At 71.3% G+C, this 12497-nt stretch carries 11 protein-coding genes and 1 pseudogene; 7 read left to right on the top strand and 5 right to left on the bottom strand.

Translation table 11 applies throughout. The features are described from left to right. Window positions 1-55: 55 nt before the first annotated feature. The 4 genes from OUA97_RS11315 to OUA97_RS11330 all read left to right on the top strand — a co-directional run bounded on the left by OUA97_RS11315 (window position 56) and on the right by OUA97_RS11330 (window position 3935). Entirely contained in the window at window positions 56-1480 is a 1425-nt protein-coding gene (locus OUA97_RS11315; RefSeq protein ID WP_267231997.1) for an MFS transporter, read from the top strand. Between the two features lie 83 nt (window positions 1481-1563). Further along, on the top strand, window positions 1564-2466 hold the full coding sequence (locus OUA97_RS11320) for a glutathione S-transferase family protein (RefSeq protein WP_267231998.1): 903 nt from the start codon (window positions 1564-1566) through the stop codon (window positions 2464-2466). 12 nt (window positions 2467-2478) lie between these two features. Further along, on the top strand, window positions 2479-3297 hold the full coding sequence (locus OUA97_RS11325) for a crotonase/enoyl-CoA hydratase family protein (protein WP_267231999.1): 819 nt from the start codon (window positions 2479-2481) through the stop codon (window positions 3295-3297). Next, window positions 3297-3935 carry a glutathione S-transferase family protein gene (locus OUA97_RS11330; RefSeq protein ID WP_267232000.1) on the top strand — a complete coding sequence of 213 codons (639 nt, stop codon included), beginning with the start codon at window positions 3297-3299 and terminating at the stop codon, window positions 3933-3935. The genes OUA97_RS11325 and OUA97_RS11330 overlap by 1 nt, the downstream gene beginning before the upstream one ends. A 148-nt stretch (window positions 3936-4083) precedes the next feature. Here the strand turns inward: OUA97_RS11330 and queG are convergent, their stop codons facing one another. The 4 genes from queG to OUA97_RS11350 all read right to left on the bottom strand — a co-directional run bounded on the left by queG (window position 4084) and on the right by OUA97_RS11350 (window position 8521). Continuing rightward, a complete protein-coding gene (gene queG / locus OUA97_RS11335) occupies window positions 4084-5205 on the bottom strand; it encodes a tRNA epoxyqueuosine(34) reductase QueG (RefSeq protein WP_267232001.1) in 1122 nt (373 codons plus the stop codon). Continuing rightward, the gene (locus tag OUA97_RS11340) at window positions 5186-5872 is read right to left on the bottom strand and encodes a glutathione S-transferase family protein (RefSeq protein WP_267232002.1); all 687 of its coding nucleotides are present in this window, start codon (window positions 5870-5872) and stop codon (window positions 5186-5188) included. The genes queG and OUA97_RS11340 overlap by 20 nt, the downstream gene beginning before the upstream one ends. A gap of 17 nt (window positions 5873-5889) precedes the next feature. Further along, the gene (locus OUA97_RS11345; protein ID WP_267232003.1) at window positions 5890-6843 is read right to left on the bottom strand and encodes a cation diffusion facilitator family transporter; all 954 of its coding nucleotides are present in this window, start codon (window positions 6841-6843) and stop codon (window positions 5890-5892) included. 112 nt (window positions 6844-6955) lie between these two features. Continuing rightward, complete coding sequence (locus OUA97_RS11350; RefSeq protein ID WP_267232004.1) at window positions 6956-8521, bottom strand: PAS domain-containing hybrid sensor histidine kinase/response regulator; 1566 nt, start codon at window positions 8519-8521, stop codon at window positions 6956-6958. 130 nt (window positions 8522-8651) lie between these two features. Here OUA97_RS11350 and OUA97_RS11355 point away from each other — a divergent pair, with 130 nt between their 5' ends. Together OUA97_RS11355 and OUA97_RS11360 are read left to right on the top strand one after the other, a co-directional pair. Next, on the top strand, window positions 8652-9560 hold the full coding sequence (locus tag OUA97_RS11355; RefSeq protein ID WP_267232005.1) for a LysR family transcriptional regulator: 909 nt from the start codon (window positions 8652-8654) through the stop codon (window positions 9558-9560). A 94-nt stretch (window positions 9561-9654) separates the two neighbouring features. Further along, window positions 9655-10902: an alkyl sulfatase dimerization domain-containing protein gene (locus OUA97_RS11360; protein ID WP_267232006.1), complete on the top strand. Its 1248-nt coding sequence runs from the start codon at window positions 9655-9657 to the stop codon at window positions 10900-10902. 1 nt (window position 10903) lies between these two features. Here OUA97_RS11360 and OUA97_RS11365 read toward each other — a convergent pair whose 3' ends face one another. Next, the gene (locus OUA97_RS11365; protein WP_267232007.1) at window positions 10904-11989 is read right to left on the bottom strand and encodes a citrate synthase/methylcitrate synthase; all 1086 of its coding nucleotides are present in this window, start codon (window positions 11987-11989) and stop codon (window positions 10904-10906) included. A gap of 76 nt (window positions 11990-12065) precedes the next feature. On the opposite strand from OUA97_RS11365, the pseudogene OUA97_RS11370 reads away from it, so the two are divergent. After that, window positions 12066-12497 (top strand): annotated as a pseudogene (locus OUA97_RS11370) (citrate synthase); the annotation flags it as partial.

The following is a 12497-nucleotide window of genomic DNA, read 5'->3' on the forward strand; positions in this document are numbered from 1 at the left end:
AGCGGATCAATGACGGCAGACGCTGGCGGCGACCGGCGCTGAGGGAGAAGCCAGATTGATCCAGCACGCGCAGGCCAGCGGGCCTCGGCCGTTGTCGACTTCGACTGCGCTCTCCTTTTCCACCCTGGCGTTTCCGCTCGGGGCGCTGGCGGTGGCGGTGTCGGTCTACATCCCGCCGTTCTTCGCCAGCCACCTGGCGGTAGACCTGACCTTGATCGGGGTCGCCTTCTTCGTGGTGAGGATGCTCGATCTCGGCGTCGACCCGGTGCTCGGCCTGGTGATGGACCGCACACGCACACGGCTCGGCCGCTACCGGGTCTGGGTGCTGATCGGCGGTCCGATCCTGATGGCGGCGGTCTACGCGCTGTTCGAGGCGCCCAGCGGGATCGGGCTGCCCTACCTGATCTTCTGGCTGCTGGTGTTCTACCTGGGCAATTCGATCCTGGGCCTCGGCCACTCGGCCTGGGCTGCGACCCTGGCCACCGAGTACCACCAGCGCTCGCGGATCTTCGGCATCTTGGCGGCGGCCGGCGTGATCGGGGCGATGACCGTGCTGGTGATCCCGATCGGGGCGGCGCATGTCGGACTGTCGGAGGCCGAGGGCGTCAAGGCCATGGGCTGGTTCATCTTCGCGATGATCCCGGCGGTGGTGGCGATGGTCTGCCTGCGCACGCCCGAGCACATCGTGAAGACCCCGTCCGAGCACTTCGCGTTCAAGGACTACCTCTCGCTGATCACCAAGCCGGACCTGCTGCGGCTGTTCCTGGCGCAGATGGCGCTGACGCTCGGCCCCGGCTGGATGAGCGCGCTCTACATGTTCTTCTTCACCGACTCGCGCGGGTTCTCGACAGAGCAGGCTTCGGCCCTGCTGCTGGTCTATGTGGTGGCCGGCATCCTGGGCGCGCCGCTGACCGCACGGCTGGCCATGCGGTTCTCAAAGCACCGCACGCTGATGGTCACCACGACGGCCTATTCGCTGGGCCTTTGCACGGTGATGTTCCTGCCCAAGGGCGATATGGCCTTCGGGATCCCGATGATGTTCTGGCAGGGCTTCATGGCCGCCGGCTTCGACCTGATGATCCGCGCCATGCTGGCCGACGTCGCCGACGAGGTGCGGCTGGAACAGGGCCAGGAGCGCTTAAGCCTGATCTATGCGCTGAACGCCCTCGCCAACAAGATCGCCTCGGCCTTCGCCATCGTGCTGACCTTCCCGCTGCTGGCGCAGATCGGCTTCAATCCTGCTGACGGCGCGGTGAACACCGACAGCGCGATCCGCGGGCTGGAGCTGGCTTTCATCGTCGGGCCGATCGTGTTCGTGATGCTGGGCGGGGCCTGCGTGCTGGGCTGGAAGCTCGACGCGGCCAAGCATGCGGCGATCCGCGAGGAGCTGGAGCGGCGCGACGCGCTCTACGCCGAGGCGCCGATCCTGGACAGCTTCGCGCCGGACGTGGCGCCGGCGGTGACCGGGGAGCGCGACTGACGCGGGGTCATGGTGGGCGGCGGGGCAAAACCGTGACAGCGTAAGCCTCGCGGCCCAACAAGAGGCCGGGTTTGGAAACGCCGATGAGCGGGTTGATCCTTCATCACTACGACACCTCGCCGTTCTCGGAGAAGGTCCGCCTGATGCTGGGCCTGAAGGGCCTGGTCTGGGACTCGGTTCAGGCGCCGGTGATCATGCCCAAGCCGGAGCTGACGCCGCTGACCGGCGGCTATCGGCGCATCCCGGTGCTGCAGATCGGCGCCGACATCTATTGCGACACCCAGGTGATCCTGGCCGAGATCGAGACGCGGGCGCCGTCGCCGCAAGCGATCGGGGGCGCGGCGTGGGCGGTCAACGCCTGGGCCGACCGGCAGTTCTTCGGCGTCACCGTGCCGATCATCTTCGGGGCGCTGGGCGAGGCCACGGCGCCGGAGTTCATCGCCGACCGCGAGAAGCTGACCGGGCGGCCGTTCAACGTCGCGGCGATGAAGGCCGCCGCGCCGCTGATGGCTCCGCAATGGCGGGCGCAGGCGGCGTGGATCGAGGAGGGGCTGGCGACCTCCGACTGGCTGGCCGGCGAGGCGCCGGGCCTGGCCGACGTCGCCGCCTACATGAACATCTGGTTCTTGGCGCGGAACCTGCCGGCCGTGGCTGACGAGCTCCTGGCCGGGCTGACGCGGACGCAAGGCTGGCGCGAGCGGGTGGCGGCCATCGGCCACGGAACCCGCCGCGAGATCAGCGGCGCCGACGCCCTGGCCGTCGCGCGGGGCGCCGAGCCGGAACCTGCGCCGGCCCACGACCCGACCGAGGCGCTGGCGCCCGGAACCGCAATCACCGTCGCCGCCGACGACTATGGCCGCGACCCCGTCGAAGGGACCCTGGTGGCGGCGACGCCAGGCCGGATCGTCCTTTCCCGCGAGACCCCTGAACTTGGCAGGACCCAGGTTCACTTTCCACGCGCCGGCTACGTCGTCGGCAAGGCCTGAAGGAGCGCCACCATGGAAGACCGCATCACAGTCGAGATCAGCGAGGGCGTGGCCGATGTCCGCCTGGTCCGCACCGACAAGATGAACGCGTTGGACGACGCCATGTTCTCGGCCCTGATCGAGACCGGCGAGCGGCTGAAGGCCGAGGCGGGCGTGCGGGCCATCGTGCTGTCGGGCGAAGGCCGGGCGTTCTGCGCCGGCCTGGACATGGGCAACTTCGGCAAGATGGCCTCGGGCGAGCGCAAGGGCGGCCAATCCTCGACCGGGGAACCGCTGCTGACCGACAACCGCACGGCCGGCGGCTCGAACCGCGCTCAGCATGCGGTGATGGTCTGGAGCGAGCAGGTGGTCCCGGTGATCGCCGCGGTGCACGGCGTGGCGTTCGGCGGCGGCTTCCAGCTGGCCCTGGGCGCGGACCTGCGCTTCGTCACCGCCGACACGCGGATGTCGGTGATGGAGATCAAGTGGGGCCTGGTGCCGGACATGGCCGGCATGGTGCTGATGCGCGGGCTGGTGCGCGACGACGTCGCCCGTGAGCTGACCTATACGGGCCGGATCTTCGATGGCGAGGAGGCCGCGCGCCTGGGCCTGGCGACCCGCGTCTGCGCCGACCCGCGGGCCGAAGCCTTGGCGCTGGCGGCCGAGATCGCGGCCAAGAGCCCGACCGCGATCCGCGCGGCCAAGCGGCTGCTGGACATGGTCGCCGACGCCGACCAGCACGCGATCCTCAAGGCCGAGAGCGTCGAGCAGGCCGCGCTGATCGGCTCGCCCAACCAGGTCGAGGCGGTGATGTCGAACCTGCAGAAGCGCGCCGCCGCCTACGCCGACTGATGGTCACGCTCTATCACTGCGCCGACGCCCGCTCGTTCCGCGCCCTCTGGGCCATGGAGGAGCTGGGTGTCCCCTATGAGTTGAAATTGCTGCCGTTTCCGCCGCGGGTGCGGGCCCCGGAGTACCTGGAGATCAACCCGCTGGGGACCATCCCGTTCTTCGTCGACGGGGAGACGAGGATGACCGAATCCTCGGCCATCCTGCAGTACCTGGCCGTTCGGCACGGCGGGCCGCTGAACGTGCCGAACGACGATGGCGACTACGGCGCCTGGCTGAACTGGCTCTATCTGGGCGAGGCGACGCTGACCTTCCCGCAGACCCTGGTGCTTCGCTACACGCGGCTGGAGCCGAAGGAGCGGCGCAATCCGCAGGTCGCCGAGGACTACGCCAAATGGTTCGCGGCCAGGCTGCGGGCGGTCGATAGGGCCTTGGAAACTCGGGACTATCTGGTGGCTGGACGGTTCACGGCGGCGGACATCTCGGTCGGCTATGCCTTGCTGCTGGCGAGCACGCTGGGACTTTCGGAGCGGTTCAGCCCGGCGGTGGCCGCCTATTGGGCGAGGCTGCAGGACCGCGAGGGGTTCCAGCGGGCCAAGGCGGCGCAGGCCGCAGAGGGGACGCCGGAGTGGCAGGTTTAGCGGGCCAGATCGCAGGAAGGCGCCGGTAGAAATTCCTCCCCTCTTGGGGGAGGTGGATCGATGCGCAGCATCGAGACGGAGGGGGACTGCAGAGGCCCTAGGCCCCCTCAGTCAGCTGAGCTGACAGCCCCCCCAGCGGGGGAGCAATTTAGGCGTTCCACTCGGCCAGGACCTCGGGGTCGGTCTCGGGCGTGGCGGCGCGAAGGGCGGTGAAGGCGTCGGGGGGCAGCAGCCGGCGGAGCGCCCAGACCGCGGCGCCGCGGACGACGGGGGCGGGGTCGGCGAGCCCGGCCTGGGCGCTGGGCGCGAGGGTCGGGTCGCCGGAGTTGCCGATGGCGTAGAGCACGTTGCGGACGAAGCGGTCGCGGCCGATCCGCTTGACCGGGCTTTTCGAGAACAGGGCGCGGAAGGCCGCGTCGTCCAGGCCGGCGAGGTCGGCCAGCGCCGGCTCGCGCAGGGCCTCGCGGGCGTGCAGCCGCTGCTCGCGGCTTTGGGCCGCGAACTTGTTCCAGGGACAGACCGCCAGGCAGTCGTCGCAGCCATAGATGCGGTTGCCCAGCAGGGGCCGGAACTCGCGCGGGATCGGGCCCTTAAGCTCGATGGTCAGGTAGGAGATGCAGCGGCGGGCGTCGAGCTGATAGGGCGCGGGGAAGGCCTTGGTCGGGCAGATGTCCAGGCAGGCGCGACACTGGCCGCAGGAGCCGCCGCTGGGGCCGTCGGCCGGCAGTTCGAGCTCGGTCAGGATCGAGCCGAGGAACAGCCAGGAGCCGAACTCGCGGCTGACCAGATTGGTGTGCTTGCCCTGCCAGCCGAGGCCGGCGCGCTCGGCCAGCGGCTTTTCCATCAGGGGCGCGGTGTCGACGAAGACCTTCAGCTCGCCGCCGAAGCGGGAGACCAGCCAGCCGGCCAGCTGCTTGAGCCGGCCCTTGATCAGCTCGTGATAGTCGTCGCCCTGGGCGTAGACCGAGATCGCCCCGCGGTCCTTGCGGGCCAGGGTCTGCAGCGGGTCGTGGTCGGGGCCGTAGTTGACGCCGAGCATGATCGCCGAGCGGGCGTGGTCCCACATGGCGGTCGGGTGGCGGCGGCGATCCTGCGTCTCCTCGATCCAGCCCATCTCGCCGTGGCGGCCGTGCTCGACGAACTCACGCAGGCGCTCCGAGGCGGCCCACTCCGCGCGGGCGTCGGCGATGCGGCAGACGTCGAAGCCGAGTTCGGCGGCGCGCTGGCGGATCAGGTCGGCTGTCTTGGGATCAGAAGTCGAGGTCGTCATAATGCTGCGCCGGCGCGAGGCCGGGCCAGCGATCGGCCAGCAGCGGCCGGAAGCACGGCCTCGATTTCAGCTTCATGTACCACGTCTTGACCGCGGGGAAGTCGCGCCAGGGCACGTCGCCGAAATAGTCGATCACCGACAGGTGGGCGGCGGCGGCGAAATCGGCCATCGAGAGGCGGCGGCCGGCCAGCCAGTCGCGGCCCGACAGCAGGGTCTCGACATAGACCAGGTGCGCGCGCAGCGCCTCGCGGCCGGCGCGCATGGCGGCCAGATCCGGGGCGCCGAGGCCCAGCAGGCGCTTTTCCATCTTCTCGTGCAGCAGGAAGCCGCCGACCTCGTAGTCGAACTTGCGGTCGAACCATTGCAGCAGGCGGCGGGCCTCGGCGCGCTCGGCCGGGTCGCGACCGAGCAGCGGCGGCTCGGGATGGGTCTCTTCCAGGTGGTCGAGGATGGCGCGGCTTTCGCACAGCACCAGCGGCTCGCGACCGCCGCCCACGACCAGCACGGGCGTCAGGCCCGAGGGGTTGAGCCTCACCAGCGCCTCGGGTCGTTCCCAGTAGCGGACCGCCTCCTCGGCGAACGGCAGCCGCTTTTCGCCCAGCGCGAGGCGGACCTGCCGGGAGGCGGGATCCAGGGGGAAATGAAGGAGGGTGAGGTCGAGGCTCATCAGGCGACCGAGTATCGCTAGTCCTCGTTAAGGCCACGTTTACCGAGGGCGGTCTCGGCGAAGGCGCCGCCGTGCGGTTCGGCCGCGCCGCGCGGGTCCGGATGGATGATGATGTCGGCGCTGGGGAACTCGGCCAGGATGCGCTTTTCGGCCGCGACCACCGCGGCGTGAGCCTGTTCCAGCGAGAGGGCGGGGTCGAGGTCGACGTGCATCTGCATGTGAACGTACGGACCCGAGGCGCGGGTCCGCAGCTGGTGCACGTCGGTCAGCGCCGGGTCGTGGGTGACCAGGGTCTTGATCCGCTCGCGCTCCTCGTGCGGCAGTTCGCGGTCCATCAGCTGGTTGGCGGCTTCGCGGAACACGCTGATCGCACCCCACAGCAACAGGCCGGTGACCACCAGGGCGGCGAGGGCGTCGAGGCCGGAGAGTCCCAGCCAGGCGGCCGCGGCGATGCCGACCAGGGCGGCGATGTTGGAGGCCAGGTCCGTCGCGTAGTGGGCGCGGTCGCCGGCGACGGCCACCGAGGCGGTGCGCTTCAGAACCCAGCTCTGGGCGCTGATCAGGCCGAAGGTCAGGGCCGTGGAGACCGCCATCACGATCACCGCCAGAACCTCCTGGCGAACCGGCTGGGGATCGATCAGGCCCATGACCGCCTCGCGGCCGACCAGGGCGGCGGAGGCGAACACCAGGCCGCCCTGCATCAGGCTGGCGAAGGCCTCGGCCTTGCCGTGGCCGAAGCGGTGCTCGGCGTCGGGCGGACTGGCGGCGTAGCGGACGGCGAAGAAGGTGACCAGCGAGGCCAGCAGGTCGAGGGCGGAGTCGGCGGCCGAGGCGAGCAGGGCGATCGACCCGCTCATCGCCCAGACCAGCGCCTTGATCGTCACCAGCAGCAGCGCCACCCCGGTGGAGGCGAGCGTGATGCGGCGGGTCAGCACGGCCGTTTCGGCGGCGGAGAGACGAGGTTGGACCATGGCCCGTCATACCGTCCCGCGCCCGGCGACCCCAGCGCGAACGACTCGCGGCCGGTTCCAGCCGATGCTGTTCGTCTCCTCCCCCGCCTGAGGGGCGAGGGAGCTGGTTTGATCAGACCCCGGCCAGCGCCGCCTCGATGCCGGCCAGCAGGCTGGAGGCGGTGATCGGCTTGGCGACGTGCAGGTCGGCGCCGGCGGCGCGGGCCTCTTCGAGGTGCTCGGCCATGGCGTTGGCGCTGAGCATGACGATCGGCGCGGGCGCGGCGCCGCGCTCGGCCTCCAGAGCGCGGATGGCGCGGGTGGCGGCCAGGCCGTCCATGTACGGCATCTGCATGTCCATCAGCACCAGGTCGAAGGCGCCGGCGGCGAAGGCCTCGAGCGCCTGGGCCCCGTCCTCGACGATCACCAGGTCGGCGCCCTGGCTGGCGAGGATCAGCTGGACGACGCGCTGGTTGGTCGGATGGTCCTCGGCCAGCAGCACCCGCAGGGGGCCGGCGGCGCGGCAGGCCGGCGCGGGGGCGGGGACGGGGCGGACGCCGCGCGTCTCTTCCGCGGGCTCGGCGCGGGCGAGCGGCAGGGCGACCACGAAGCGGCTGCCGACGCCCGGCTGGGAGGTCGCGGCGATCTCGCCGCCCATCATCTCAGTCAGCGAGCGGCAGATCGACAGCCCCAGGCCCGTGCCGCCGAAGCGGCGGCTGATCGAGGCGTCGGCCTGGCTGAAGCGGTTGAACAGCCGGCTGGCGTGCTCGGCGTCGAAGCCGACGCCGGTGTCCTCGACGACCAGGGTCAGGCGGCCGTCGTCGGCGAGGTCCAGCCGCAAGGTCACGGCGCCGCTGGGGGTGAACTTGATGGCGTTGGAGAGCAGGTTGGCGACGATCTGGGCGATGCGGGCGCCATCGCCGACGAAAAGGCCGCGGGCGCCTGGGCCGCGGGCCAGTTCGAAGTCCAGACCCTTGTCCGCGGCCCGGTAGCGCATGACCTCGATGCAGGGGCCGAGCGCCAGGTCGAGGTCGAAGGGCGCGATCTCCAGCGGCAATTCGCCGGCCTCGATCTTGGAGACGTCGAGGATGTCGGAGACCAGGCGCTCCAGCACCGTGCCGGAATTGCGGATCAGGTCGACCATCTCGGCCTGGTCGACGGCCAGCGGCGTGCGGGCCAGGGCGTCGACAATGCCGATGACGCCGTTGAGAGGGGTGCGGATTTCGTGGCTCATATTGGCCAGGAAGTCGGACTTGGCGCGGCTGGCCGCCTCGGCGGCGACCTTGGCCTCGCGCAGTTCGCGTTCGGCCGCGACGCGCTCGGTGACGTCGCGGGCCACGCCGTAGATGCGGTCGCCGAACCGCTGGGCCCGCCATTCGAGGGTCAGGTAGCGGCCGTCCTTGTGCCGGTAGCGGTTGGTGAAGCCGAGCACCGGCGCGCCGGGCCGGCGGTTCTCGACCTCCTCGACGCTCTCCAGGGTGCCGGGCATGTCGTCGGGGTGGACCAGGCCCAGCAGCGGCTGGCCGCGCATCTCCTCCGGATCGTGGCCGAGCAGGGTGCGCCAGGAGGAGCTCGCCTTGAGCACGCGGCCTTGGAGGTCGCGGATCACCAGCAGGTCGAGCGAGAATTCGAAGAAGGCCCCGACATCCACGAGCGGGTCGTCGCCAGACCAGGGCGCGGCGAGCGGCTCACGGAGCATGGGACGAATCCTCGAAAGCGGGGGAACTGGCCAAGTGGATAGTCCGGTAGGGTTAATCCTGCATTGCGGCGAGCGGCGGCCGGGCGGGAACGGGCGCCCGTCGCGGCCGAAAGTGGTTTAGCTTCCGGCCATGGATCTGAAGCATCTGGAACAGATCGTGGCGATCAGCCGGCACGGCGGGTTCAGCGGCGCGGCCCGGCGGCTGGGCGTGGCGCAGTCGACGCTGAGCAAGAACATCGCCCGGCTGGAGGCCAAGCTGGGGGTGGAGCTGTTCGCGCGCGACGGCGGGGCCGCCCAGCCGACGCCCTATGGCCGCTTCCTGGTCGCCCGGGCCGAGGCGGTGCTGCGCGACGTCGAGGCCCTGAACCACGATTTCGACAAGCTGGTGCACGGCGAGCGCGGGCGGCTGCGGATCGGTGTCGGGCCGGCTCCGCGGCACGGGCTGCTGGGCCCGATCATCACGGCCATGGCGCAGCGCTATCCGGAGCTGTCGCTGCGGACCGCCCAGGACAACGCCCAGCGGCTGGTCAGCGACCTGACCGAGGGCGCCTATGACGCGGTGTTCGTCCACCAGGAGGCGGCCGCGCCGTTCGGCGACCTGGTGCGCGTGCGGGTGCTGCGGGGGCCGCACGTGGCGCTGGCGCGGCCCGGTCATCCGCTGCTGGACCGGGGGGCGTTGACGCCGGACCAACTGCTGGAGTTCCGGCTGGCGAGCTGCCCGCCGAGCGCGGCCTTCCTCGACTGGGTCGGCCCGGTGAGCGGGGCGGCGGCCGAGCATCTGGCCGGATTCCGCACCGACTCCTACGACCTGATCCGCGAACGGCTGCTGACCGGCGATTTCGTCACCGTGGCCCCGGCCTTCGTCTACCAGGACGACGTCCAGCGCGGGGTGCTGGCGTCCGCGCCGCTGGCCTGGGACGGGCTCTACGAATGCTGGATGCTGGTCGCCCGCGAGCGCTGGCGATCGCCGGAGATCAAGGCGATGGCCGAGGCCGCCAAGGCGGCCGGCGCGCGGCTGGAGGCGGCGCTCGCCCCATAGACCGCGTCGATGGAGACGCAGCAGTTCTCGACGTGGCGGCGAAGGGCGCCGCGCTCCTAGGATCGCCCGCGAAAACGTCAGGGAGGACGTCGCGATGGCGAAGGCGAAGGGCGTGTTGGCCGGCCAAATGGCCGGCGAGACGATCGGCGAGGGACTGTTCGTGCTGCCGGGGCAGGGGAACAGCCTGGCGGTGACCACCGGTGACGGGATCATCGTGCTGGACGCCAGCGGCCACGCCCACGCGCCGGGGATGATCGCCGACCTGCGCGAGCGTACTGAGGCGCCGGTCCACGCCATCGTCTATTCGCACGGCCACAACGGCTACAACGCCTCGGTCGACCTCTGGGACGTGCACAATCGCGAGCGCGGCGAGCCGGCCGCCCGGCGCATCGCCCACCGGCTGCTGCCCGCCCGCTACGCCCGCTATCGCGAGACCGCCGAGCTGCAGGCGCGGATGGCGGCGATGCAGTTCCCGACCCGGCGCACGCTGGAGGAGATCGGCGCGGGGTTCGGCCTGCACGACCCGACCGAAACCTTCGACGACACGATGACCGTGACCACGGCCGGGCGGCGGGTGGAGCTGATCCACGCGCCGTCGGAAGTCGATGACGCGCTGGCCCTGTGGCTGCCCGACGACGGGCTGCTGGCGGCCGGCGCGGCGGCTCCGGGCACGACCATTCCGAACATCGGCACGCCGTTGCGCACCCAGCGCTACACGCTGCGCTGGGCGGTGACGCTGGAGCGGCTGGCGGCGCTGGAGGCCGAGCGGCTGCTGACCGAGTTCGGGCCGCTGATCGAGGGCCGCGCGGCGGTGCGCGAGTGGCTGATCGAGACGGCGAACGCCCTGCGCTGGCTGCGCGAGGAGGTGGTGCGCCGCCTCAACGCCGGCATGAACGAGCGCGAGATCCTGGCCGACATGACCTATCCGGCCGCGATCTTCGACAAGCCCTGGATGGCCCCGACCTATGGCGCGCCGGAGTATATCGTCCGCGACCTGTATCGGGAGGAGAACGGCTGGTGGGACCGCAATCCGACCAACCTGCACCCGGCCGGCGAGGCGGCGGCGGCGCAGGCGGTGTGGTCGGCGATCGAGCCTGACCAGGTGCTGGCCCGGGCCCGCGAGCTGGCCGGCGCGGGCGAGGCGCAGCTGGCCCTGCACGTGGTCGACCTGATCGTCGGCGGCCCGGCGGGCGACTCGCGGGTGGCGCAGGCCCGCGCGTTGAAGGCCGAGCTATGCCGCAGCCTGGCGCAGACCACCACAGCGTTCGTCTCGCGCTCGCTCTACCGGACCAGCGCGAACCTGTTGGACCAGGAGGCGACCAGCTGGACCGCGCTGAGCTAGGCTAGGCCGCCTGCAGCGGGGTCGGGCCGACATAGACCGACTGCGGACGGATCAGCCGGCCGCCGGCCACCTGTTCGCGGGCGTGGGCGATCCAGCCGGCGACCCGGCCCATGGCGAAGACGCACGTGAAGGCGCTGGGCGGGAAGTCGAGCGCCTCGAGCAGCAGGGCGGTGTAGAACTCGACATTGGTGTCGAGCGGCCGGTTCGGCTTGTGCTCCTTGAGGATCGCCAGGGCCGCGGCCTCGACCGCCTCGGCGAAGGCGATGCGGCCGGGGCGGACATTGGAGCCGTCGTCCAGGCGGCGGACAGCGGCCTTCAGGGCGTCGGCGCGCGGGTCGCGCACCCGGTAGACGCGGTGGCCGAAGCCCATCAGCCGATCCCCGCGGGCCAGGGCCTGTTCGATCCAGCTCCGGGCGTTGGCGGGGGCGCCGATCTCGTCGAGCATCTCGATCACCGGGCCGGGCGCGCCGCCGTGCAGCGGCCCCTTCAGGGCGCTGATCCCGCCGAGCACCGCCGAGGTCAGGCCGGCGCGGGTCGAGGCGATCACCCGGGCGGCGAAGGTCGAGGCGTTGAGGCCGTGATCGCTGACCGTGACCAGGTAGGTGTCGAGGGCGCCCGCCTGGGCCTGGGCCGGGACCTGGCCGGAAATCATCCGCAGGGCGTCGGCGGCGTGGCCGAGCGCCGGGTCGGGGGCGACTGGGGCCAGGCCCTGGTGGGCGCGGACCACGGCGGCGGTGAACACGGCCGGGGCCGCGATCAACCGCAGGGCGGTGGCCAGGTCGTCGCCGTCCGGCAGGCGGGCGGTGAGGGCGCGCATCGCCTCCACCGGGGTCAGGTCGAGCAGGCCGGGATCGAGGGCGGCGACCTCCGAGAACACCTCGGCGCGGGCCGCGCCCAGGGCCGGGGCCAGATCGGCCGGCAGCGGGTCGAAGAACCCGTCGAACAGGGTGCGGACCAGATCCTCGAACCGCGTGGCGCCGGCCAGTTCGTCGAGCGAGCGGCCGCGGATGATCAGCACGCCGCGCTGGCCGTCGACTTCCGACATCACGGTGTTGGCGGCGACGACGTCTTCAAGGCCATCGGACATGGCGGGAACTCCTCTTGCTTGCCGCGATATTTGCCCGCAAGCTGGAAGCGTCAATCTTGATCAATATAATCAACATATGACCGCATCCGCCCCCGCCAGACCGCCCGAATGGATCGCCGCCGAGGAGGCTCGCGCCCGGCTGGGCGTGCGCTCCCAGACGCTCTACGCCTATGTCAGCCGCGGGCGTGTTCAGGTGCGGCCCGATCCGCGCGATCCGCGTCGCAGCCTCTATCGGGCTTCGGACATCTCGGCCCTGACCGACCGCAAGAGCCGCAGCCGCAAGGTGGCCGAGGTGGCGGCGGGGGCGATCACCTGGGGCGAGCCGGTGCTGACCTCGGCGATCACCACGGTGTCGGGCGGGCGGCTGTTCTATCGCGGCCGCGACGCGGTGGAGCTGGCGCAGACCGAGACGCTGGAGGCGACGGCGCGGCTGCTGCGCGGCGGCCACGGCGCGGCGCTGAAGCGCACCGATCGGCCCAGCCCGCCGGAGGGGCCGGACATGCGCTCG

Source organism: Phenylobacterium sp. 58.2.17, from assembly GCF_026411515.1.
Lineage (GTDB): Bacteria > Pseudomonadota > Alphaproteobacteria > Caulobacterales > Caulobacteraceae > Phenylobacterium.